The organism is Acidobacterium capsulatum ATCC 51196, from assembly GCF_000022565.1.
Classification (GTDB): Bacteria; Acidobacteriota; Terriglobia; order Terriglobales; family Acidobacteriaceae; genus Acidobacterium; species Acidobacterium capsulatum.
Genome location: NC_012483.1, coordinates 1,799,156 through 1,823,716, shown reverse-complemented (window position 1 = coordinate 1,823,716; position 24,561 = coordinate 1,799,156). Strand labels below are relative to the sequence as shown.

The 24,561-nt window shown below is 58.3% G+C and carries 15 protein-coding genes and 1 pseudogene; 6 read left to right on the top strand and 10 right to left on the bottom strand.

Features of this window, described 5'->3' with window-relative positions:
- Positions 1 to 105: 105 nt before the first annotated feature.
- From ACP_RS07340 to ACP_RS07335, 3 genes and pseudogenes are all read right to left on the bottom strand, one after another.
- Positions 106 to 2,295, bottom strand: a complete 2,190-nt coding sequence (locus ACP_RS07340) for an nSTAND3 domain-containing NTPase (protein WP_202944498.1) — start codon at positions 2,293 to 2,295, stop codon at positions 106 to 108.
- Between the two features lie 319 nt (positions 2,296 to 2,614).
- Positions 2,615 to 2,719: pseudogene (locus ACP_RS18810) on the bottom strand (antitoxin Xre/MbcA/ParS toxin-binding domain-containing protein); the annotation flags it as partial.
- 15 nt (positions 2,720 to 2,734) lie between these two features.
- Positions 2,735 to 3,085, bottom strand: coding sequence for an antitoxin Xre-like helix-turn-helix domain-containing protein (locus ACP_RS07335; protein ID WP_041839384.1), 351 nt, complete (start codon positions 3,083 to 3,085; stop codon positions 2,735 to 2,737).
- 487 nt (positions 3,086 to 3,572) lie between these two features.
- On the opposite strand from ACP_RS07335, the gene ACP_RS07330 reads away from it, so the two are divergent.
- The 3 genes from ACP_RS07330 to ACP_RS07320 all read left to right on the top strand — a co-directional run bounded on the left by ACP_RS07330 (position 3,573) and on the right by ACP_RS07320 (position 7,113).
- Positions 3,573 to 3,965: a hypothetical protein gene (locus ACP_RS07330; RefSeq protein WP_015896659.1), complete on the top strand. Its 393-nt coding sequence runs from the start codon at positions 3,573 to 3,575 to the stop codon at positions 3,963 to 3,965.
- Between the two features lie 270 nt (positions 3,966 to 4,235).
- Positions 4,236 to 4,571, top strand: a complete 336-nt coding sequence (locus ACP_RS07325; RefSeq protein WP_148215078.1) for a PadR family transcriptional regulator — start codon at positions 4,236 to 4,238, stop codon at positions 4,569 to 4,571.
- Positions 4,572 to 4,599: 28 nt separating this feature from the next.
- Positions 4,600 to 7,113, top strand: coding sequence for an ADOP family duplicated permease (locus ACP_RS07320; protein ID WP_015896657.1), 2,514 nt, complete (start codon positions 4,600 to 4,602; stop codon positions 7,111 to 7,113).
- 557 nt (positions 7,114 to 7,670) lie between these two features.
- Here the strand turns inward: ACP_RS07320 and ACP_RS07315 are convergent.
- From ACP_RS07315 to ACP_RS07300, 4 genes are all read right to left on the bottom strand, one after another.
- Positions 7,671 to 10,196 (bottom strand): ABC transporter permease, encoded by a 2,526-nt coding sequence (locus ACP_RS07315; RefSeq protein ID WP_015896656.1) that lies wholly within the window; start codon positions 10,194 to 10,196, stop codon positions 7,671 to 7,673.
- A 595-nt stretch (positions 10,197 to 10,791) separates the two neighbouring features.
- Positions 10,792 to 13,413 (bottom strand): ABC transporter permease, encoded by a 2,622-nt coding sequence (locus ACP_RS07310; protein WP_169305942.1) that lies wholly within the window; start codon positions 13,411 to 13,413, stop codon positions 10,792 to 10,794.
- Between the two features lie 16 nt (positions 13,414 to 13,429).
- Positions 13,430 to 13,771 carry a PadR family transcriptional regulator gene (locus ACP_RS07305; RefSeq protein WP_015896654.1) on the bottom strand — a complete coding sequence of 114 codons (342 nt, stop codon included), beginning with the start codon at positions 13,769 to 13,771 and terminating at the stop codon, positions 13,430 to 13,432.
- A 451-nt stretch (positions 13,772 to 14,222) separates the two neighbouring features.
- Entirely contained in the window at positions 14,223 to 14,837 is a 615-nt protein-coding gene (locus ACP_RS07300) for a Uma2 family endonuclease (protein ID WP_015896653.1), read from the bottom strand.
- Between the two features lie 178 nt (positions 14,838 to 15,015).
- On the opposite strand from ACP_RS07300, the gene ACP_RS07295 reads away from it, so the two are divergent.
- The 3 genes from ACP_RS07295 (at position 15,016) to ACP_RS07285 (ending at position 19,116) form a co-directional block, all read left to right on the top strand.
- Positions 15,016 to 15,357: a PadR family transcriptional regulator gene (locus ACP_RS07295; RefSeq protein WP_041839381.1), complete on the top strand. Its 342-nt coding sequence runs from the start codon at positions 15,016 to 15,018 to the stop codon at positions 15,355 to 15,357.
- Positions 15,354 to 18,032: an ABC transporter permease gene (locus ACP_RS07290; RefSeq protein ID WP_015896651.1), complete on the top strand. Its 2,679-nt coding sequence runs from the start codon at positions 15,354 to 15,356 to the stop codon at positions 18,030 to 18,032. Before ACP_RS07295 ends, ACP_RS07290 begins: the two co-directional genes overlap by 4 nt.
- A gap of 76 nt (positions 18,033 to 18,108) precedes the next feature.
- Complete coding sequence (locus ACP_RS07285) at positions 18,109 to 19,116, top strand: hypothetical protein (protein WP_041839380.1); 1,008 nt, start codon at positions 18,109 to 18,111, stop codon at positions 19,114 to 19,116.
- 204 nt (positions 19,117 to 19,320) lie between these two features.
- Here ACP_RS07285 and ACP_RS07280 read toward each other — a convergent pair whose 3' ends face one another.
- From ACP_RS07280 to ACP_RS07270, 3 genes are all read right to left on the bottom strand, one after another.
- Positions 19,321 to 19,749 (bottom strand): MbcA/ParS/Xre antitoxin family protein, encoded by a 429-nt coding sequence (locus ACP_RS07280; RefSeq protein ID WP_041840057.1) that lies wholly within the window; start codon positions 19,747 to 19,749, stop codon positions 19,321 to 19,323.
- A 72-nt stretch (positions 19,750 to 19,821) separates the two neighbouring features.
- A complete protein-coding gene (locus ACP_RS07275; RefSeq protein WP_015896648.1) occupies positions 19,822 to 23,040 on the bottom strand; it encodes a DNA polymerase III subunit alpha in 3,219 nt (1,072 codons plus the stop codon).
- Positions 23,033 to 24,556, bottom strand: coding sequence for a DNA polymerase Y family protein (locus ACP_RS07270; RefSeq protein ID WP_015896647.1), 1,524 nt, complete (start codon positions 24,554 to 24,556; stop codon positions 23,033 to 23,035). Before ACP_RS07270 ends, ACP_RS07275 begins: the two co-directional genes overlap by 8 nt.
- Positions 24,557 to 24,561 lie beyond the last annotated feature (5 nt).

The window sequence follows — 24,561 nt, the reverse complement described above, 5'->3', positions numbered from 1 at the left end:
GTCAACAATTGACAAATCAAAAGAGGTGTACGGCTCGACTCTGGCCCTCTTAAATTCAGCTACGCTGGCGGCCTCGCTTAGAAAAGCCGCCACTGGCAACCCCCATTAAGTATCAACGTCGTCGAAAACGCTGCGCGTGGCCTCAGTCAGTTCCGCCGCATCGAGATCGCCGAGCGTGCGCTCAGGTCTGTCGTCGGTGTCGTCCTTTGAATGATCCGCGACCCACTCATTCAGTCTTTCACTCTGCTTTTCGACCATGCTCTCCACGTCCGCGTCTCCGACGAACTCAGATTTCAAGATACTGAAACAGTCCCTCAGCGACTCCATGAACTCGTCTGCTGACTCGTTCGAGGCGTGGAAATTTGACTCCCATTCCCGCCGAACCTCGGCCAGCCTGGGTACAAGTTGATTTCGGATCTGGCAGCGAAAGTCCTGAAATTCCTCGTCGGTAAACATCGGCCTGATGTCATTGTTGTTGAGGGCGTAGAGATCCTCACCACGTAACGCGTATCCGGTTACTGTCTCAATGAATTTCAGCCGCAGGGCCTCCGGTAAAAGGCCGAGTTCATAAAGACGCGCGGCGAGGTCCACTTCCGGGACCGCGCTCAGCATGAGACCCGGTTCCGCCGCCCGCGCTGGTAGTTCGGGATGCGCCTCGATATAGCACGAGAGGAATTCCCTGGCACAGCGCCGCGCCAAGAAGTCCATAATGCGGTTCTTCGCACCCTGCGTCGCGTAAACCTGCGACTTATATCTCGGACTCGACGAATATTCATTCAGGCGTTTGAGCATCAGGGGAAAGAGCCCTTTCGGAATAATGACGGCCCTTTCTAGCCCCACGTCGCCGCATGTCACCTGCTCCATCAGATCATCGGTTGAGCTACCCTGGAGGTAGACTTCAAGTAACTCGGGGTTGCGGACCAGCTGTGCAGCGAATGTGTCGCCGATGGTTGGATGCTTGAATCGCCATATTGCTGAGCCCTCAAGATAGGCAAGCTGCACGAGACTTCCGTTGAGCGCGTCGAGCGCAGTCGTGCATCCCCCGAGACTGCTTCCGAGCCTCTCCAGAGCGGAGCTCTCGAGCGGCTCAAGCTGAATCGGACTTTCCAGTGCGCCTCTGCGCATGTAAATCAGACCGAGCGATGACTTGCTGTCGTTATCGAGCCCCTGCAGGACTTCGTCCAACAACTGCTCCTGCTTTTCGACGAAGTGATCGATCGAAAGTTTATGGAGATAAAGGCCCTTTGTAAAGATGGGGTCGCCCAGACGCCGCGCTGTCTCGGGGATGAAGCGCGGGTGCGCTGCCACGCCTTCTAGCAACTCTTTTATCTGCGTTCGGAATCGTTGAGGCTGGTGTCCTAGCTTGAGGTGGTTATACAGGATCTGGCGCCGCTCTTCGAGCGTGAGGTCGCGAACATCAATGACGACCTGACTTTCCTTCAGAAGAGGAAAGGCGCCTTCCTTAAGGTCGCGGCGCGCGCGATTGTAGATATAGTCGCGCGATGTCATTACGATCTTCGCGCCCGTCTTCAGCATCGCCCGTATATTGGGCAGCCTATGATTCCATCCATAGACGAGGTGGGATTCGTATTGGCTCACACCGAAGGCGTCGTCGATCCAAAAAAACTGGGATGGCTCATCGGGGTTCCAGTGTTTTTTCACTTCATCCGGTGTGTCGAGCTTGAGCGTCGAAGCATTCCATTGATCCAGGGCGGCCATTGCGAGCAGCGACGCGATAGTAGTCTTCCCAGCTGCTGGCTCACCGATCAGCAGAACAAATCCGTGCTGGTCCAGGGCTGCCGCCGCGCGCTTATAGGCATTGGTCACGACGATCTTCGAGAGATCCTCACGTAGCGACGCCAAAAGTGCTCGCGCCTGAGCATAGGCACGCTCATCGAGGATCTGGCTTAGATCGCCGAGCCCATACAGCCGCGGGACAAGCATGCGGAGACGCTTGTTCTCCTGAATCTGTTGGCAAATCCATGTGGAACCAAGACTCAGCACAGACCTGACGCCGACAGCTTTGTAGGCGGCTTCGATACGTTCGGCTTCGACTCCAGAGAGCCCGGCATTCGTAATGAGTACGTAAACGTCGCAAAGGCCCTTATCGACGAGCCGCCGGGCTTTCTCCACCTCGTCGCGGAGATCCACCGCGTACAGGTTGGCATGCTTTTTGCTCGTGAACTTGCACTGTATGACAAAATGCCCAGTTAGCGTCTCGGCACCGCGCGGGCTCCATGTTCCCGAAAAACCCCCATCCCTGCCGCCATCATTGGAATCGAGAAATGATTCCACGGTCTGACCGAGAGTCTCTCGTGACAGAGTGAGGCACAGTTGCTGGAAACTGTGCCAACCGAGGCTGTGCAGGTCATACCCGACTCCGCTCACATCTGCATTTTCGCCCAAGTTTAAAGATCCAGCAAAGCAAGGGCTATGACTCCAGTATCTCGGCTGGCGCTTTATCGCCAAGACACTCGCTGAACCTAGCTATCAACTTCCTCTGTGGTTAGGTCTTCCGTTCCAGGAACACGCCATTGATCTCAGGCTGAAGAATGAAAGGACATTCCGAAGACGATCTTCTGGATCTGTGCGCTCTTACATTGCACGCACTGAATCAAGCAAAGATGCCGTTGTTGAGCCTGCCGATCAAGTCTCGTACTTCGCGTGCGCCGAACTCATTCCTGTCCCTATCGATGGGGCGCGCGTTGCCAAGACCGCGGACCGGAGATGTGAACTAGGCGCGGGCGGAATTGGTATCTCCACCGAAAAGTTCGAGCGTTGCCTGATAAAGCTCAGCCAGGCGGAGTAGTTGCTCGGACTCTTTCTTCCCAAAGATGCCCGCTTTGCGACGCAGGGCAAATGTTCGCGCATGAATGCCCAGGTAATGGGCGAGGTCTTGCTGAGACAGTCCGGTGCAATCCAAAAACCGTGTGATTGCAGCCCAGCTGAGACCGGAGTTGGCAGCCTGCATGAGAGATATGTTCTCCATGCTGCATAATCCGAGCGCCCTGGCCACTGCTTTGGTCGTGTCATTGTGCATAGCTGGATGAAAGCTCGCTGCGGGTTTGTTCTCGCGGATCATCATGACCCATGTTACGCCGGGAGGGGCCGCGCGGGCGGGGGAACAGCCTCTCCGGCGGGTATGCCTCGCTCGGTAAACGATTCCGTTATTCGGCACGATTGCGTGCGGCCGGAATGCAGGGCAGGCAGGTGGTCCTCACAGAGGAGCTTTCGTGGATTCAGCAAAGCGCTCCAGGCAAGCTCTGTGATCCGTGAGATCCTCAATACTTCGAGCGAAGTGACTTGAGTCTTGAACAGAATTGGGTGCCGTCCCAGTCGATAAGCGGTAAGGGTTGAAGGCAAGAACGAACGACTTGGCGCACTTGTCAGGCTAGGCCGTTCTACGTCAACTTGCCGCCTCGTGGAAACCTGAAGCCTGACCGACGTTCCAGTAGGTAACAGGTTTCACGGCTCGGCTGGGTGTCAAACCTCTAACTTGGCGCAATGCTGGTAATACATAAACAACAGATCCTCGCTGTCCAAGTTGAACGAGAGCCGACTACACTTTGCATATGTCCGAGCGCGCAAGCAAGGGTGTGGAGCGGCTGAAGCGACCACTGACATTACAGGAGCGCGATCTTGTGCGATGGCTGATTGAACATAGCCACCTCGACTCTCGCCGCCTGCTCCCGCAAATCGACAGATTGACGGTCGCCGGGAGGTGCAATTGCGGATGCCCGACGATCTACTTCGCCTTGAACTGTGAACCCGTTGCACGGAAGGGTGAACAACTCATCAGCGACTGGCTGGCAACGGTCGACGGCGATCTCGTCGGGGTAATGCTATTCCAGACCAACGACCGAATCAGTTCCCTGGAAGTTTACTCCTGCGCGGGCAGCGACAAGCCTTTCGGCTTACCTGCCATTGAAGCCATCATAGGATACGAGAACGTACCGAAACCGTGACCGCACGCGGAATTATTGATATGCCGTGACCGTCTGTTCAGGCATTGGCCGTGTATGGTCGGCCACGCGCCCTTGTGCCCAAGCCGCCGGCGATCTGGACCAAGAGAGCGCGTCGCCCGTTTCCCGGCAACTTGATAACACGGATCGCAGAAGATTGGCGGGCTTTTCGGTCCTATCCGGAGTCGGCGAGTGCAGGGCGGTTTGCCAGCAGCCGGAACGAGCAAGTTTTGCTATTGACTCAGTTCTATTAGGCATAGTATTGATATGGGTATGAACGATAGGGGAGAATCGCTGAGTCCCGCAGGCGCTCTGCCCCTGCTGATTCTTCGTGTGTTGCAGTCTGAGTCTCTGCACGGGTATGCCATCGCGCAGCGCATTCATTTGCTCTCCCGCGAGGTGCTCGCGGTCGAGGAGGGTCTTCTCTACCCGACTCTGCAAAAGATGCTGCGCAAGGGATGGGTCGAGGCCGAGTGGGGTATTTCGGAGACCAATCGAAAGGTTCGCTTCTATCGCCTGACACGTCCCGGCAGAGCGCATTTGGACCAGGAGCTGGCCAGCTACGGCCGGATCACGAAGGCCATCCAGGAAGTACTTCGTACCGCATAGCTACCTACTTTTCCTAACGAGGTTTCCCATGCGCGAACTGTTTCGACGGATTCATTACCTCCTGAGCCGGCGGCGGCTGGATGCCGAGCTCGAGAACGATATGGAGTTTCATCGCGAGATGGCGGCACACGCGGGGAATGCGAATTTCGGCAACACGCTGCGGCTGCGGGAACGGGCCTACGAGGCGTGGGGCTGGACGTGGCTGGATCGGCTGAAGCAGGATTTGCGCTTCGGGGTGAGGATTCTGGTCCGTTCACCTGGATTTACTCTGGTCGCGACGCTGGTGCTGGCCATCGGGGTGGGCGTGAACGTGTCGGCCTTCAGCCTGTTCAACATGGTCGCGCTGAAGCCGCTTCCTGTGCCTGATGCGAATCGCCTGGTGCGCCTCGAGCGGCGGTCGGCGGATCAATACACCAACCAGATGTCGTACCCGTCGTTTCTCTTCTATCAGAAACACGCGCACATGCTTTCCGCCGCGATGGCGGTGCTGGGTGTGCCGCCGATGGACATCGACCACGATGAGCAGCTGACCAGCGCGTCCTTTGTTACGCCGAATTACTTCGTCGAGCTGGGGACGCGGCCGGCGGTGGGGCGCCTCCTGAATCCTGGCCGGGACGGCAGCGCCGAGGACGCGCCTGCGGTGGTTCTGAGCTACGGGCTCTGGCAGCGGCGCTTTGGCGGCGATCCCGATGTCGTGGGCCGTGTGATTCATCTGAATGGCAAGCCCGTGACCATTGCCGGCGTCACACCCTTTGCTCTGGCCACGCTGGGCGGACAGGATCCGGATCTGTGGCTTCCCATTGCTCAGCAGCCCTACTTCGTGGCCCACAGCACCATCCTGCAGGACTGGACGAACGGCAGCGTGCAGATGTGGGGGAAGCTGGCACCTGGGGTGAGCGCCACCGCCGCCGCACAGGAGTTGCTGGTTCTGACGAACGAGCTGCGCCACGAGCATCCGGAAGCCGTATGGGACAACGAGAGAATTCAGATTTCACCTGGAGGGCATCTGCAGGTGATGCAGCCCCGGATGGTGACTTTGGCTGAGATGATCGGGGTGCTGGCCCTGCTGATTCTGGTGGTGGCGTGCGCGAACGTGGGGGGATTGACGGCGGCGCGGGCGGTGACGCGGCAGCACGAAATCGGGATACGCATGGCGATTGGCGCGGGGCGGTGGCGCATCTTCCGTCAGCTGTGTACGGAAAGCCTGCTGCTGGGCGCGATGGGTTCGCTGGCGGGAATGGCGCTGTCATGGGCTGTGCTCCGGATCGTGCTGACGAAATTCGACGCGCCGAAATGGCTGAGCGCGCGGCCAGACTGGCGGGTTCTGTTGTTCGCGGCGGGCATCACGGTGGTGGCGATGCTGTTTTTCGGGCTGCTGCCCGCTCTGCAGATCGCGCGCCAGCGGCAGCAGAAGACGTTCGCGCGGCAGATTCTGGTGGGTCTGCAGATTGCCGCCAGTTCGGTACTGCTGATCGTGGCCGCACTGCTGGTTCATGCCGCCCAGCATGCCCTTTATACCGATCCTGGATTCGGCTACCAGCAGATTGTCTCCATCGATCCCCAGTTGAGCCAGCATGGCTACAGCCCGGCGGCGGCCCGAAACTACCTGAACCAGATGGAAAGCCGCTTACGAGCTCTGCCTGACGTGCGCGCGGTGTCGCTGGTGCAGCTTCCGCCGCTGGGACATGTGGTCTCCAGCTGGACAACGGAGATTGGCACAAGGAAAGTGACGATTTACCCCAATTGGGTGGCGCCGAATTTCTTCCGGACGATGGAGATTCCGCTGCGGCTCGGCAGGACGTTTCATCCCGGGGAAAAGCATGTGGTCATTGTGAGTGAATCGTTCGCGCGAGAGCAATGGCCGGGGAAGAATCCCCTGGGAGAGACGGTGGGGGCGGCGCCGAATCGAGATACAGTGATCGGCGTGGTGGGCGACGCGCACATCAACGCGCTTTCGGACGACGATGCGCTGGAGCAGTACTGGGCGGCGCAGCCGGACAACCTGCCGGACATGGTGGTCGTGGTGCGAGCCGCGGGTCAATCGGGACAGATCGGACCTGCGGCCAGAGCGATTGCGACCAGCCTCGACGCTTCCGTCTTTCCGGAGATTCGGCAGGTGAAAGCGCTGGTTCGGGAGAACCAGAGGATGATCGAGGATGTGGCAGGGATTGTGAGTCTCGTCGGACTGATAGCGCTTTCGCTGGCGGTTATAGGCCTGGTGGGGCTGGTGGCCTTTGTGGTGACGCAGCGGACGAAGGAAATTGCGATCCGCATCGCCGTGGGGGGGCATCCCCTGATCGTGTTGAGCGCGGTTCTCCGGCAGTTTCGGTGGCCTTTGATTCTTGGCGCAGCGAGTGGGACCGGCCTGGCGGCATTTGGATCGAGCCTGCTGCGGGTGGCGCTGTATGGGGTGAATAATCTCGATCCAATCAGCTATGCGGCAGCCCTGGGCCTGCTTTTGCTGATCGCGATTGCCTCGATGATTCTCCCGGCAGCTCGCGCTCTGCGCATGGACGTGGCGGCAATTTTGCATTACGAATAGCTGTTGTGCTCCAGGCGGCCCGAGCCTGCAGGAGGAAGTCCTTTGACGGACCCGGGCTCAATTCTGCCGTCCGGAATGGTTCGCCCGGCAACATCTCGATACCTCCTCGCGCACAGGTGTGGATTCCGCAACCCAACTTGCCGCGTAGTCGCCGACGCGGCCTTCTGCCGCACCCGCGTGCCATTCCGGACCCTAGCGAGCGCGTTGCCCGTTTTACGGCCAAGTGGACTGGATTTGTAAAGACTCGCCGACATATCAGGACGTAACCGGTTTCACGTGTGGCCTGTTAGGGAAATTGCGAAATGGGACATTCTCTCTGGGTCAACAGCAAGCAAGCTATGCATCTCGCCGAGCTAAGTCTTGGCGTTCAAGGAATAAGTCCGCGAAAGTCGGCGAGTATTTACGCTCCCGGCCGCAATGCCGCCGGCGGAATTCTGTGTCTGACAACAGAAACCCGGAGCAAGCTTCGTCGTCAGGACCGACTCGCCTTCGTGTGCGATTCTTGATCGACGCGTTGGGTCATGCGGCAGTTTTGGAAATGCCCCAGCCCGCAAATTTTAAGCTGCTCCTTCGCCAATCATATCCCTCGGATTCCGTTGCAGACCGCGCCGCAAGGCCAGAATCGAGACCAGAACGACATACGTCTCCACAATGGCAGCTCCGCACACAAACATGCCTACTCTGGGCTCAAGACCGTGAAACATGTAAGCCATCACCTGCGAAATCCACCACCCCGCGATCGCCCCCAGAGTCGCCGCCACCAGGCTCGGCAGCGCCAGTCGCCACAGCATCAATTGGACGAGCTGTCCCGGCTCCGCTCCTATCGCCAGCCGAATGCCCATTTCATGTTCCCGCCTGCGCACTTCGCCGGAAGATTCCGCCCACGCGCAAACAGCAACGATAAACACTCCAACCACGGCCAGCGCCAGAAGAAAATCCGCCATGTAGCGCGTCAGTGTGTCCGCCGACGCAATCATGTTCTCCATCGGCGCAAAGTGCGAAATCACCGCGTCCGGCGACACTCGCTCGACTGCCTTTTGCAGAATCGACGATGCCTCCCGCACCGGCATGTTTTCCGACACATGAAACACCACGTCCATATCCGACATTCCAATTACGCTGGAGGGGTAATAAATGGTCGGCACGGGCTGGGCAAAGATGTTTTCCGCGCGAACGTTGTTGACGATGCCCACAATGCGCGGCCAACTGCCTGCGTCCAGTGGAGGCCAAACATACCTTCCCAGGCTGGTTCCTCCGGAGCCTATCTTTCTGGCCATCGCCTCGTTCACCAGCACAGCGTTCTTCCCCAATTCGCCTGCGGACCCCACTCCGAATCCGTGCCCCTGCAAGGCTGTCAGCCCCATGGCCTTGGCCGCGCCCGCGCTCATGGTCACCAGTTGGGCACCGGTGGTTACGTGATAAGGCGGCTTTGTGGGAACTACCCGCGAAACAACGACACCAAACGTATTGGGAGGATACCCACTATAAGGCGCAATGCTGATGACGCCCGCGTCTGTCACCCGGGCATCCGCTTTGACCCGCCGCACGATCGAGGAAAAGTAGAGGTTCATGAGGGCCGCAAATTGTTGCGTTCTCTGAATCCGTACCTGCTCCTGCTTCGCAATTTCTTGTTGCTTCGCTTGAGCGGTAGCCTTTGGACTGACCGTTGGCAAATGCCGGGACAAATAGGTACTCCGATCAAATGGAAGTGCGACTTCACCCACGAAAACACCCTTGGCACGAACCCCGGGACTGATGTGCGATATCTCTGATGCCGTACGCAAGAGAACCGCCGCCGTCACCAGAATCATCGTAGCGGCCGCCACATGTATTGGAATTCGGAACTGCGAAATCGGTCGCGAGCCGCCCAGCCGCGCCCATCGCCTCAATCCAAACTGCGGCAGCACACCCAGCGCCATAGCCTCGGGAATGAGCACCAGCGCAGCGGACAACAGCATGGCCCCGCCGGCAATAGCCACGTCCATCCATGTCAGGCTCGTGTGAATCCCTACCGGCAGGAGAACGTAGTTCAGCGTAACTTGCAGGACCGCATAGCGCACAAAAAATGCTCCCGCCATCGCTAGCAGCAACAGAGCCATCACCTCTATCCCCAGCATCCAAAGCAGTCGCCGTGGGCGGCCACCGATCATCTGCCGGATCCTCATCTCCTGATCCCGGGCTTCGAACTCCCTGTGGCAAATGTTCACCGCCGCCGCCACCACCAGCGTCAAAAACAGAATCGTAAGAAGCCACAGCATGGGAGCCGCCCGGTAAAACTCTCCGCCCACATACTTCCTGAAGGGCGTCAGCCGGACGGAATGATTCCAAAGCCATTCAGACGAGGTATGAGACCACGAGCGGATGGCCGCCTCGGCCTCGGGAACAGAGACTCCCGGCCGCAGCCGCGCAATGCTCCGAGGGTAATATCCTCCCGGACCGTCCGTCTGCGCCATGCTCGTCCCGAAGAGATGCTCGGGAATCCAAGCGTCTACGGACGAAGGAAACCGCACTCCCGCAGGCGCCACCCCGACGACCAGAAAGCGGTAAGGGGGCAAGAACTTGAGCCGAATCGTATGGCCAACAATGTCAGGATTGGAGCCGAGGTACTTCTGCCACATGTGATGGCTCACTACCATTGGCATCCACGAGATCCGATGACTCGGCGGCGTTGGTGGCGTGTCTGGCAACCCGCTACCCAGCGCCATTCTGACTCCGAGCACGGAAAAGAAATGCGGCGTGACATCGGCAATCGTCAGCTTGCGGCCGCCCGAGCCCGAATCGAACAGGGTCGTCTGGGAGCGGTATTCGGCGATCGATCGAAAAATACTGTGATCCCGGGGATTGTGCTGCCAGTCATATACGCTGACCAGAAAAGGGCTGACCGTTTCGCCCGCAACGACGATCCTGTCGGGCTGGCGATACGGTAGAGGTGCATGTAAGACCTGTCGTGCAAGGTCGAAGATCCCGACTACGCTACCTACGGCAACGGCCAGGGTAATCACCAGCACAAGCGGGTTTTTCGGATGCCGCCGGATACGTTTTGCTGCAGTATGGACGTCATTTGCAACAACGGGCCAGTTCATGACTTCCTCCCGTGCAATTTCCCTGCCACCGCTTCAGTCAGACAAGTAGCTGATTCTACACGTACTGCGCATCCTGGCAACCGCAATCGGGTGTCCGGAATCAACCAACAGTGTTCAAAGGCGGACACGTCGCAGTGCAAAACCCACGCGACAGATGGTCAGTCTTGCTGAACTGCGGGCTCATCCTGCCGTCGTTGGCGCCTCCCCCGTTTTCCTAGGACCTATCCTATTGGGCGTGCATAAATCGCCGTGGGTGAGTGCGTTGGGCTGTTAACCGGCCAAACCACTCATCCAGACGCTCCCGCAATCCACCCTGCCGCATCGTCGCCAACGCGCCCTTGTGCCCAAGCCGTCGGCGATCTGGACCAAGAGAGCGCGTCGCCCGTTTTACGGCAACTTGACGGGACGCAGTCCATGGAGCCTGGCCGACATACCGGTACCTATCTCGTCTAGAAGAGCGAGTTGGCGATAATGCGCTTAATGACATCGCACATGAGGTCGCTGGCCGGCAGCCAGTGTCAGGAGGAATACGAAATTAGTGCGTAATTCGTGTTTGTTCCACGTTGTTCACCTACGCATATTCCTTGTCGTAGTGTCATTCGCAACGGAGGGCGACTATAGGATCGATCGAGATCGCGCGCCGTGTCGGAAACAAACTCGCCAGGACTACGGCGGCCAGGAGCAGGAACGAGGCAGAAATGAAGGTTATCGGATCGGTGGGACCCACACCATACAGTTGGTTGTCGAGGAGACGGGCCAAGCCGAATGCGGCCACAATGCCGATCGCGATACCCAAAGCAGCAAGCCGGACCGTGTGATCTAACACTATCATGCGCAGCACGTCCGACCTGCTTGCTCCAAGCGCCATGCGGACGCCGATTTCGTGCGTCCGTTGCTCGACCAGATAGGACACGACACCAGCGACGCCGACAACCGCGAGCACCAACGCCAACGCGTCGAAGAGGCCAAGCAGGAGGGTCTCAAACCGGCGATTGCCGAGTCCGTTGTCGAGCAAAGCGTCCATCCTCACGGCTTGCAATGACGGCTGGTTCCCGTCAAAGTCATGGACGACAGCGATGGCAGCATGGGCCAGGGTACCTGGGTTTCCATCTGTCCTCAGGACGATGTTCATTGCCGGTATCGGTGCCTGTGCGGCGGGCACATACACCTCGGGCATGTCCGCGCGATCGAGACTGAACTGCTTCACATCCGCAACTACCCCGACCACTCGCATCGCCGCATGTGGCGCGTACTGCACATAAAGTTGCCCGTCCGAGCCTTCTGAACTCCGGAGCGAACGCTCCATAGACTCGTTGACCACCGCCACTGGTGCCGATCCGGCGCTATCGACATTGCTGAAAAGTCGACCACTCAATAAGCGAATACCCATTGTGTGGAAATATCCGGGCAGGACTACATTGATCTCCGTCCACGGTTCCTGGGTATTGACCAGATGTTTGTGACCATCCGGACTATATGGGGATGTCCAGTAAGCGCCGGTCAGCGGAAGCTGCATTGCAGCAGCCGCGTCCTTGACGCCTGGCAAATGCCGAAGGCGCGTAAGGAGTTCGCGATAGAACTCCAGGTTTCGTGCCGACATCCCCTGATGCCGGGCGTCGACATTTTCGATAGCCAGAACGTGTGCCGAGCGAAAACCGGGATCCACATGTACGACTGCGGATAAACTTCGGGTCAACAGACCTGCGCAAACTGTGACCACCAGCGCAATTGCGATCTCCGCCACCAGCAGAACTGCACGCAGCCGCCCGCGAGTTGATACGCGGCTAGCTGGCGTGGCCGAGTGCAGCAGGCCGGTGGTTCTGGTGCGCCGACTGGCCGCCACTGCCGGAATCATGCCGAAGAGCAACCATGAGGCGATGCAGATGCAGACCGTGAACCCAAGCGCTGCACTGCTAATATGAGCTGACTGTAACCGGAACAGCTGGTGAGGATAGAGACCCACGAGCGGCCGAATTGCCAGCGCCGCCAATCCTACTCCCGCGGCCCCACCTAATACGGCGACCGGCAGGTTTTCCGTGAGCGCCTGCCGAAAAAGACGTGCCCGCCCCGCACCCAAGGCGACACGTACAGCGAACTCCCGCTGTCGCGTGGCTGAGCGAGCCAAAACCATGTTGGCAATATTCACGCAGGCGAGCAGCAGGATGAGTCCCGTTGCTCCCAGCAGAAGCATCAGAATTTCCCGCGCCTGACCGACAAATTGCTCCAGCAGCGGCTTTAGTACAGCCATTTCACCACGATTGGACTGAGGATAAGCGCGGCCAAGCCGCCGCATAATGCCTCCCATTTCTGAACGAGCCGCCTGAATCGTAACGCCTCGCCGCAGCGTTGCGATCACCTGCAGGCCGGGATGATCGGCGCGATTCCTAAACTGAGCAGTGTCCGCTTTCTGCCCGATTGGCAGGTAAACCTGATATTCGCCCCACGGCACCCAAAAGCTGCGCGGCAGCACGCCAACCACGGTAACTGCCTGCCCATCAAGACGAATCGGCTTGCCGAAAGCTTTGTTGTCAGCTGACAGATAGCGCTGCCAAAAGGAATAGCTGACGACTGCTGCGGGTGCCGAATTCGGGTTGGCTTCGGCTCTCGTGAAGGCTCTTCCAACGACTGGGTTGATCCCGAACATACCGAAAAAGGAATTGCTCACGAACGCGCCCGGCAACGAATGCTGTGCTCCAGCGACGTCAAGGGCGAGCGGAGCGTTCTGAATAACTGCCATCCGATCGAAGGCGTGATTCTGCGCCTTCCAGTCCTGAAAATCCGACCAGGAGTCATTGAGGGTCCCGCCCTTCGGCATCCGCTCGTGAATTACGACCATGCGGCTCGCGTCAGGATATGGAAGCGGTCGCAACAGGACCGCATCCGCGACGCTGAAGATCGTCGTGTTGGCTCCGATGCCGAGGGCCAGTGTCAGCACCGCGGTTATTGTGAAAGCGGGGCTCCTCCACAGTTGGCGCACTCCATAGCGCAAATCTTCGAGAACGCTCAACGGTAATAGCAACCGGTCAACCTCGCTGGTGCGTTCGCTCCATGCCGTGGGATTCCCGAATTGGAGCCGCGCCGAACGCCGCGCCTCTCGCCCGGACATTCCCTCCTCGCGGTTCTTCTGTTCTCGCATATCCATGTGGAACCTGAACTCATCGTCTAGATCGCGCTGGAACTCCTTTGGACGGAGAGTTCTTCGAATGCGATTGAGCAACCTCATAATCCCCCTGTTAAATCGCATTGCCGCTGAAATTGACAATCAGCGCCACTGCACCAGTGACTCGCTCCCAATTCTCGCGCTCAACCTCAAGTTGACGGCGCCCACGCGGTGTAAGCCGGTAAAAGCGTGCCCGACGGTTATTCTCGCTCTGCCCCCATGAGGCCGCGATCCAACCCTCCTTCTCCATGCGGTGCAATGCCGGGTAGAGCGAGCCTTCTTCCACGCGCAGCATGGCATCAGAAACCCGCTCAATGTGCACGGTAATTCCCCAGCCATGCATCGGACCGCGCTCCAAGGTCTTCAACACGAGCAGATCGAGCGTTCCCTGCAATTGGTCAGTTTGCTTCCGCACTCACCCTCTCCCATAGATATCTACGGGAGAAGTCTGCGACGTGGATGCTAAATTTGTCAATCCGAGGTCTTCAGAGTTTCTGAAATGCCGTCGCTTCCGTCCTGCATATGCGCCGCCAAAGTCAGTGATCAGTTTGGGAGCGGACCAGTTCAAATCTCAACTGTCGACTTCAGCCCAAATCACTCATCCACCGATATTTACGCACGCCGAATAAAAATAGGTCCCGAAAAACGGGGCAGTGTTCCTCTATCCACCTTGCCGCGTAGTCGCCGACGCGTCCTTGTGCCGCCCCGCGGGCCATTTCAGGCCCAAGCGAGCGCGTTGCCCGTTTTACGTCAACTTGCTCGGGCACAGTTTGCTGATCCCAGATTGATACGAATAAATTCTTTGCCGGTGCGGACTGGACCCAATCGATCACCGAACAGCAATTCCGAGCAACGGGTGGAAGAAATTAGTGCTTCATTCTATTGGCGGCCCAAACCCGGTCCAAGCTAAGCACAAATCCGTCGACAGGACCGGTCCCGCGAAGAGATGGGCCTGTCTCCGTGTGCGCCGGCTGGTCGTGCTCGTAGATCGTTACAGATTCGCTTTGCGGGTCAATCAACCATCCAAGTAGCGCGCCATTTCCAATCCAGCGCTCCATCTTCTCCCTTGTCTCGGCCAGCCGCTTCGCTGAAGGGCTAAGCTCAACGACAAAAGCAGGTGCGAACTTCAGAAACTGGAACAGATCTACTGCCGTGAGGGCGGAGAGCTGTTCCTCGGTGGCATAGGCTGCATCCGGGCTCATGGAGGAACCATCCGGAAGCCACACACCTGTTGAGGAGCCGAAGACTTTTCCTCTCGAATGAGTCCACCACCAGACTCGCAGCTGCGCATTGATCTCCGAGTTTGCATCGCTGGCAGCACAACTCGCAAGTGTGTTCACGAGGATTGCTCCGTCCCTGGTGCGTTCAAGGTCCAGGCCGGGATTCGCTGCGCACAACTCCTCGAACTCCGGATTGGAGAGAGCTGGCCGGATGACAACGGAGATGTTCTTGTCCTCCGGAAGTTCGAGAATTCTCTTCATGGCGCGATTTTATCGCGCTCGAGGAGTGTGGTTAATTAAGGTTCAAGCTCAATGCGCCGCATTGTTCAGCGTGCAGCCCAAGAATTCTGTTCGAACTAAAAGCGCGTTCAGGCCCGACACTCTCTCCTTGACCGCATAGGAGAGATCGATATATTCTCCTATTCCAAATAGGAGAACTATGGTGAAGCCGGTTAATCTGCCGCAGGGCGCCCTCGAGATGCTCATCCTGAAAGCTGTTTCGTTGGGCCCGCTGCATGGATACGGGGTCCTCTTGCGCATTCAACAGATATCTGGTCAACGTCTGGAGATCCTGCAGGGTTCCTTCTATACGGCCATTTATCGCCTGGAGCGGCGGGGCTGGATTGAGGGGAAATGGGGCGAGTCGGAGAATAATCGCAGAGCAAAATATTATCGGCTTACCGCTGCGGGAAAGCGCCAGTTAAAGGCGGAAACGGAAAAGTGGGCCGACATGGCCAGCGTGGTCGCCAGCATTCTGCTGGCTAAGCCGGGGGAAATATGAGTGTCCTCGCAGCCTTCCGTTGCTGGTGCAACGCCATCTTCAGGCGTTCCGGCGTTCACGACGCAGTGGAGGAGGAGTTCAGGTTTCATATAGACGCTTACGTTGAAGATCTTGTTCGACAAGGGATGACACCCGCAGAGGCGGAGCGCAAAGCTTTCATTGAACTTGGCCATCCCGGGAATCAGAAAGAGAAATACCGCTACGCCATCGGGCTTGGTCTCTTCGATGAAATTGGCGCGGACATCCGATACGGTTTACGTTCCCTCTTCAGAAATCCTGGCTTTTCATCCATAGCAATTCTCTCTTTGGCGCTCGGCATTGGCGCGACCACCGCTATGTTCAGTGTGATCTATGCCGTTCTCCTGCATCCGTTTCCGTACGCTGATTCCTCTCGCATCATGAACCCGGTCGTCGTCAATGAGCTGCATCCTGACATTCCAACGTGGTTTGCTTTAACGAAATCACAATTTCGGACGATGGGCCATGCAAATTGCATCGCGAGTCTCCTTGGTTTTCGTAACGCGAACGCCGAGATTACCGGCAACCCGCTGCCGCAGGGAGTGAGCGCGATCTATTTGAGCAGCAATGCATCCTCGTTCTTTGGCGTTCAGCCACTGTTAGGCCGATTCCTTGAGCCGTCTGATGCAAAGCGGGGAGGGCGTCCAGTCGTTGCTCTGAATTACCGCTTTTGGAAACTTTACTATCAGGGCGACAGCTCAATCATTGGCCATACGCTTGAGTTAAACCATGCCAAGTACACCATTGTTGGTGTCATGCCCAGGACCTTCGAATTTAATGACACGCTCGGAATCGGTGACGTTTATCTTTCGCATAGCTTGTTGCGCGGCTCGCCGTACACACCCTGGATCAAGATCAAGCCTGATGTAAGCCATGCAGCGGCGAATGCGGAGTTGAACGCCATTGTGCATCAGTTTGCGAAGGTGACACCGGCTCATTTTCCTAAAGAGTTTCGTGTGCAATTGCAACCGATCGCGGTTCCATACCGGCAAAATATTGGCCGATCACTCTATCTTCTGCTCGCCGGTGTGCTCTTCGTGTTGCTGATAGGGTGCGCTAACTGTTCTCTTCTGCTCCTGGCTCGGGGCTCATCTCGCCAGCATGAACTTGCTGTGCGCAAAGCACTTGGCGCGAGCCGGTGGCGGATCGTGCGTCAACTCATGGTGGAAGCTCTGGTGATTTCATTTGCCGGCGCGGCTCTTGGCACCGTTGCATCCTGGTGGCTTGCCAGGCTACCTCTGCAACTTTCTCCCAATTCCTTTCCAGCAGAATCTGTGATCAGGATTAACCTTCCGGTGCTCGCATTCTCAGTCGGCTCTGCTATTGCATGCGGCCTCCTTTTTGGGCTTGTTCCAGCTTTGCGTCTTTCCGGTCCGCAAGTCAGACCCTCGCTTCAGACGTCTAATCGCCGTCTCGCCGGTCATTCACGCAATCGCATAATGAAGACTCTGATTACCACCCAGACAGCCCTGACTTTGCTACTCATGGCCACGGGAGCAACGACCATAGGAGCGTTTCTTCGGATCGCGCGAACTCCACTCGGCTTCAATCCAGTCCATGTTTTGAATGTCGGCGTCATGACGCATTGGAGAGATCCAATCGAGTGGAAGAGTGTTCAATCCCGCGTCTCCCGGGCAGAATACTTTGAACGGATTCGGCGGAGAATGGCTGCTGTGCCCGGGGTGATTTCGGTTGCCATCAGTACAGACGATCATCCGCCCTTTGGCGGAAGACAGATGAAGGTGGAACTGCTTGGCCGCGGCTCTGAAGAAGAACAACGGGCAAGGATCCAGACCGTAGGTCCTGACTTCTTCTCGACCCTCCGCATTCCGTTACTTAGGGGACAGATCTGGGATCAGAGTGAAAATCTTCGCGGCGATGGAGTCGCTATCATCAACCAGGCTTTCGCTCGCCGCTACGCTGCGGGCGCCAACCTAGTTGGACTGCGTATCCGTATTCCAAACTTAGCTTTCTCCGGTCCGCTTGTGGGAACTTCGCCGTCCAGCACCGGCTGGCGAACCGTCATTGGTGTTGTGGGTGATATTCCGAATGATGGGCTGGGACAAGCTGTCTTGCCGTCAGTCTATGTACCGTACACCACTTTTCTTCCGCCCTATGCACAATTCGATATTCGTACGCAGGGCGACCCACTTTCATACATGCATGCGCTTCGAGCCGCGGTGGCATCAGTGGCTTCTAACCAACAACTTTCACCGGGCGCGAGCACCCTGGAAACTGCTTTGAAGCAAGATCCCGAGTGGAGCCGGCAACGCCTCTTCTCGATCCTTTTCGGAGTCTTTGCAGGAATGGCGCTACTGCTCGCTCTCGTTGGACTCTTCAGTGTCGTGTCTTACGGCGTCGCGCAAAGGACAACGGAGTTCGGGGTTCGCATGGCGTTGGGCGCCTCTAAGGCCCACATCCTGTGGGTGGCTGCGCGTTCTGCTGTTCTGAGTGCAGGCTGCGGCATGGTTTGCGGTTTTGTTCTTGATCTGTTGTTGCGTAAGGCTCTCAGTCAGTGGATGGGCAGCGGGCATGGAAGCACTACGGTCGTGTTCGCAGTAATGTTTCTGCTTGCAGTCTGCACGACGGCCGCGTGTTTAATCTCTGCCCGGAGGGCAACATCCATTCATCCGGTGGAAGCATTGCGCTGCGAATAACACCTTACGATCTGCTTCAGGAGAAGGAATGCTCTTGCAGAGGAGGAATCGTCATCCACCCCGGACATCATGGCTGATGCTGGCTGAAGAGCCTCCGGATCAGGCGAAGAAGCAGGAGCGGATGCTGCTCCTCAGTCAGTCGCTAACCGAAAATCCTCCTCAGATCGGAATGCCCGGCACAATCGCTGCGGGAATCTCACTTTCTCTATGGCTCTGGGCGGATGAGTACAGGCTACCCGGAGCGATCATGCTGATCTGCTCTATTGCCGCATTGATCTGGAACTATTGGATAGAGGTAGAGCGCGACAGAAATGAAGCCAGACGAGGACGACTGCTAAGTTTCTCTTCCTTGGCATTCCTCACCGTCTTGCTAAGCTGCGGAGTTCTGCTTTTCGGTGTGCTTCATCGTCATCCTCATGTGGCTTCGGGATATGCCGGAGCACATCCGGCTCACAATCGCGGGGGCACAGGCCAGAACGCCGATACAGGTTATGCCGGTATCATCTTGTGGCCTCGAATACCGCGAAAAGTGAAGATCGTCCCTCCTCCTCCGCTCGCAGAGAAGCCGGAGGTGGCCAGAATCCACAGGCCGTTGGTGATTCCCTTTGACGGAGCTTATTGGTATTTCAACGCACCTGCTACAAGGCCGGGCCCGAAAGCCCATACCGCTCATGGAAGCCCCTCTCACGCCGACATCCATGCGAATAACCGGCTACATCTCATCATGGAGGCGCATCAGACCCTCGGCCGGCCTATCAAACTGACTTGTTGTGGCGAGATGGATTTGTTGATCGACAATCACGATAACGTTCCCGGCGCAGTCCGAATCGCCGTTGAGCTCATCGATACCTCTTCACCGAATCCACGGTCGCTCGATTTAGGAAGCCGCGCTGTTCTTTCGAGTGAGCCTCCAGAATTCAGCCTGAACCGGCCCGCAGTAACTGAGGTACTGCGATATACGATCCCGTCGGATTCTTCACTCCATCAGTTCAACGAGATTGAGGTCGTGTTTCTGCCTGCGGAAGAGCGCGATCTCGGCGGCTCCAGAATCGACATTCAAGAATTCACACTACTGTCTCGTTGAGCTATCCCAGGTACGCTTTAGCGCGAACCCAATCCCCGACAGGAAAGGTCCCGTAACCAAGAGCCACAAATGCATCCCTCCCGCGCCAGCGGGTTAGTGAAAATCGCCAAACCACTCATCGAGTTAAGGTGGTATTGGGAAGTCGGCTTCTCATCACCAACCTGATCTCGAAATCCAGGCCATTCAAGGCAGATTTGCTTAGCTCTATACGATTGAGGAATCCAGCAGGCTTCTCACCTGGTGCAGCCCGGGCATGCCATGCTGGAGGACGTATTCGAGTGGAGTGCGTCCGCCGAAGAGGGAGTGATCGTTGGGGCGGGTCATCCATGTGTCCGCCAAAGGCTTCGGCAGAAGGATATGCAGAGCCTTATAGATGCCGATGATGTAGGAGATGCGGGTGAGTTGATCGATGGTCCGTGTGCCGGCGGAGGACTTGAGCCGGTACAGAGTCGAGCGTGGAACTCCGCCCAGCAATTGCGCTGCTATTTCGACGGGCAAGCCCCATAGCTGGACGATGCTAAAGAAGCCGTCGATTGCAGACCGGCTCAGGCGTGCGCGCTCACTGGGATCGCTGAGGTTGGGAAGCGTCTCCATCGGGTAACCGGGAACCTGCTGGACTGTGGAGCTAACCATCGGATGCCTCGCTTGTTGCTGGGATTTTCTCACAGGGAGAAGTGTGCCGTCAGATTCTATCCTCATGCTGCTTCAATGAAAGTCATGCGAGCGCAGGTTGAGCAGTTGGCCAGAGAGGCTGCGCAGGCGTTGTGCTTTCACGTGAATCACTCCGTCCTGATTTTGCAGTGGGCCTTCGACGAGCAGGAACTTGCTGCGAGTCACGATTAGCCGCTCACGCTCAAAGAGATCGGGCGTGACGATGATGTTGGCGATGCCCGTTTCATCTTCCATGGAGAGGAAGACGAATCCCTTGGCGGTGCCCGGCCGCTGGCGTGCAATGACGCAGCCTGCGACGCGCACGAGCTTGCCGTCTTGAAATTGTTGCAGGGCAGAGGCGGTGAGAATGCCTGCGTGATCGAGTTCCTGACGGCGGTAGCTCATCGGGTGTTTACCGACAGTGAGTCCGGTGCCGAAGTAGTCGGCGACCAGCCGCTCCTCGGTGGTCATCGGCATAAGGGGCAGCGCAACATCTTGCTCGCGTAGTGCCTCGTTGCTTTGAGCAAACAAAGGGCCTTCGGGTTTGCCGGCGCGCTCGATCTGCCAGAGCGCATCGCGGCGATGGGCAACCTGATCAAGGGAATTGAGTGCGCCAATGCGGGCGAGTAGAGCAAGCTCTTTGCGGCTGAGGGCGGGAACGCGCGCGACAAGATTTTCTGCAGACGAGAAGGGTCCGTTTTCCTGACGGGCATGTAAGGTGGCCTCTGCTGTTCGCTGGCGCAGGCCACGCGCATAGCCGAGTCCGAGACGCAGGGAGAGGCTGTCATCGGGTTCCTGTTCGAGCGTGCAAGGCCACGCGGAGATCTGGATGTCGATGGGCTTCACGCGCAGTCCATGCCGCTGTGCGTCTTTGACGATCACGGCGGGCATGTAAAAGCCCATCGGCTGATTATTGAGCAGTGCGCACGTGAAGGCGGCCAGGTACTTCACCTTGAGATAGGCCGAGGCATACGCAATGAGCGCGAAGCTGGCTGCGTGCGACTCCGGAAAGCCGTAAAGCGCGAAAGAAGATATCTGCTGGATGATCTGCTCCTGTGTCGCGGGAGCGATGCCGTTGGCGGCCATGCCGGCGCGCAGCTTCGATTCCAGATTCTTCATGCGCTCCCAGGAGCGCCGCATGCCGACTGCACGCCGCAGTTCCTCGGCTTCTGTTCCTGAGAAGTTGGCGACGGTCATCGCGATGCGCAGCAACTGCTCCTGAAAGAGCGGCACGCCGAGCGTGCGCTGGAGCACCGGCTCAAGCGATGGGTGCGGATAGGTCACCGGCTCCTTGCCCTGACGGCGGCGCATATAAGGATGCATCATCTTGCCTACGATTGGCCCAGGGCGAATGATGGCGACCTGAACCACCAGATCATAGAATTTCGCTGGCATGTTGCGCGGAAGAGATGCCATCTGCGCGCGACTCTCGACCTGGAACATGCCCACGGTGTCAGCCCGTTGCAGCGTGCGGTAAACAGCTTCGTCCTGCGGGAGCTGCGCCAGGTCGATGCGCTCGCCGTAATGGCGCGGGATGAGTTCGACGCAGTCCTTGAGCACGGCCATCATGCCCAGGCCGAGCAGGTCGACCTTGATAATGCCCATGTCGGCGCAGTCTTCCTTGTCCCATTGCACGACGGTGCGCCCGGGCATGGAGGCGCGCTCCACAGGCACCACCTGATTGAGCTGCCCCTGGCAGATGACCATGCCGCCGGAGTGCTGGCCGAGGTGGCGCGGCATATCCTGAATGCGCGTGCAGAGCTCGAGATAGCGCGCGATGCGTGGCTGCGCAGGGTCAAAGCCTGCGTGACGGAAGGAATGAGCGAGCGAATCGGTAGGCCCTTTCCATTCAAAGTTCGCGACCAGACCGGAGAGGCGCTGCAGTGCGTCCGCGTCGAAGCCCAAAGCCTTGCCGACCTCGCGGGCGGCTGACTTGCCGCGATAGGTGATGACGTTGGCCGTCATGGCGGCTCCGAGTTCGCCGTAGCGCTGATACACGTACTGGATGGCCTGCTCGCGTTTCTCTTCGGACGGCAGATCGAGATCGATGTCGGGCCACTCGCCGCGATTTTCATTGAGGAAGCGCTCGAAGAGCAGGTCCATGCCGACGGGATCGACGGCCGTTATCTCCAGTGCATAGCAGACCACGGAGTTGGCGGCGCTGCCCCGGCCCTGCACCAGAATGTCATGCTGCTTACAGAACCGGATGATATCCCAGACGATGAGAAAGTAGCCGGCAAAGCCGAGCCTGGCAATGAGAGAAAGCTCACGCTCCACCTGCTTGTGCACGCGGGCCAGCAGATCGTGATTATGCCGTGAGTTGTAACGGAGCGCTACTCCCTCCTGGACGCGCTTGCGCAGAAAACTGTCCATGCAGTCGCCGGCAGGGACAGGATAACGAGGGAATTCGTAACCGAGATCGCTCAATTGAAATGCAAGCCGAGAGGATAACTCGATCGTGTTCTCAATCGCCGCTGGAATGTCACGGAAGAGCGCTGCCATCTCTCTTGCGGACCGCAGATGGCGGAGGGAATTCGCAGAGAGCAGATGCCCGGCCCGGTCCAACGGGGTGTGATGACGGATCGCGGTGAACAGGTCCAGAACCTCGCGGTCACGCTCGCTCGCGTAACGAACACCATTTGTCGCGACCATGGGAAGACGCAGCTTATGCGCGATTCGGAGGGCAGCCTGATTGCGCCACTCCTGCTCGCGATCATGATGCCGCTGCAGTTCCACATAAACATGCTGGTGGCCGAAGATGGCTGTGAGGCGATGCAGCAGCTTTTGGCCTGCGGCTTCTCCGCCCTGCATCAGCGCCGCGGCGAGCGGGCCTTCGCTGCCGCCTGTCAGGCAGATCAATCCTTCAGCGAATTGTTCCAACTCGTTCACGCGAGCCGCACCTTCCTGCTTGCTTGGCTCGCGCAACTTGTAACGGGAAATGAGCTGGCAAAGATTCTGATAGCCCTTGCGAGTGGCGCACAGCAGTGGCAGGCGCACCGGCTCTGTTGGCCACAGATGCGGCAGCCATGCAGGCGGAGTGAGCCGTGCGCCGAACTCGGGCACAGCCACTTCAGCGCCGATGTTTGCCTGCACGCCGTGACGCTGGGCGCTAGTGTGGAAACGCGCGGCGCCATAGAGGCCATTCCGGTCGAGCAATGCCATCGCGGGCATCTGGAGCGCGGCGGCACGCTCCGTCAGGCTCTCGGGGTTTGATCCGCCTTCAAGAAAGCTGAAGGCGCTGGCGGCATGCAGCTCGACATAACGCTCAGTCATAGAGCGCCGCCATGTGCCAATGATTTTGCATGCAGTCCCGCACCAGGCAGGCGCAGAGCAGACCTCCGCTCATGGAGCGCAGCACTACGTCCCATTGCTCCTCGCCCCAGAGCGTCGATGTCCACCACTCGCCATCGATCTTCCACGGGCCATAAACGCGATCCACGATGTATTTTTGTTCGCGAAAGAATATCTCTGCTGGTTGCGACTGCCGTACTGTTACGCGCGCCGGTTCGGGTGGACGGAGGCGGCGCAGGGTGAGCCGGGGCAGCAGGATTCGTTCTGGCTCGTGCGTTTTGGCCGGTGAGGGCGCAACGGAAAATGGCTCCATGTGGAAGCGATCAGGGGCAGGGGAATCTTCGATCATGGCGCGGCCTACATGGTCTTCTCCAACCAGAGCGCGCAGCCGCGCGAGTGTGACATCAAGCCGCGAGGCATCGGGAGTCTGTGGCGAGAAGAGGCCCATCTGTACTTTGCTGCTGACGCCGGGCTCGGCCTGCATGGTGATGCCAATCATGGATGCCTCGGGGGGATGAGCTTCGAGTTCCAGTTGCAGCAGCTTGAGCCAGAGCGGCTTGTCACTCGTAGGCAGGGCCGGGCGCACGGTATTCGTTGCCATGGCACCGCCTTCCAGCGAAAGCGTCACTGTTACGGTGGCGAGCACCAGCATGCGTGCGCGGGCGCGTTCGATCAGTTGATCGAGCATCGTGTTCAGCACAAACAGCAAGGACTCCAGCGCATCGATGGGTGCATCGAACTCTACTTTTTCGATCAACTGGAATGGCGCCTGGATGGGCTGGAGCAGATGCGGCCACTCGCCGCGTGCCAGTGCGTGCAACCGCTTTGCTGCCTGGCCCATGCGGGCCACCAGAGCTTCCTTTGGCAGTGTGGCCAGCATGCCCAGTGTGCGAATGCCCCACAGTGCAAACGTTTCGGCCTGATCGCTGGAGAGAGCCAGCACATCGACAGGAAGAGGTGCGAGGAGACTGGCTTCTTTGCCGCGAGGAAGAATCGCCACGCGATCTGCAGGGCGCATGCCTCTGGCCATGCACACCGCCGCATGCAGATTGGCGCTGGCCGTGATGCGTGCTTCCATGCCGATTGTGCGAAGACGTTCATGAAGATTCCGTGCCAATATTTCTGGAGGTCCGAAGAGAGTTTGCGTGCCCGCGATATCGAGTGCGCAGATCAGGGCTGTGCCTGTGCTCAAAACTTCCACGCGCGGAGAAAAGCTGCTGGCGCATTCGAGCACTGCCGCCGCGGTCGCGTCTTCCATGGCGTGCGAGCGCGCCAAGGGCGTGATGTGAGGGAATAGCTCCACATCTACCCGCGTCATGCCGCATGCCACGCCCAACTGGCGTGCGCGCCGATTGCACGCGATGACCTGTTCGGCAGGCGCCGTGCCTTCCATCACCACACAGGCTCTGTCTTGCAAGTCCGGCCGTAAGCGCAGCACTGCCTGTGCGGGAAACTCGGGCACGTAGAGGCAGGCATAAATTTCGTGCGTATTGCTCATCGCGG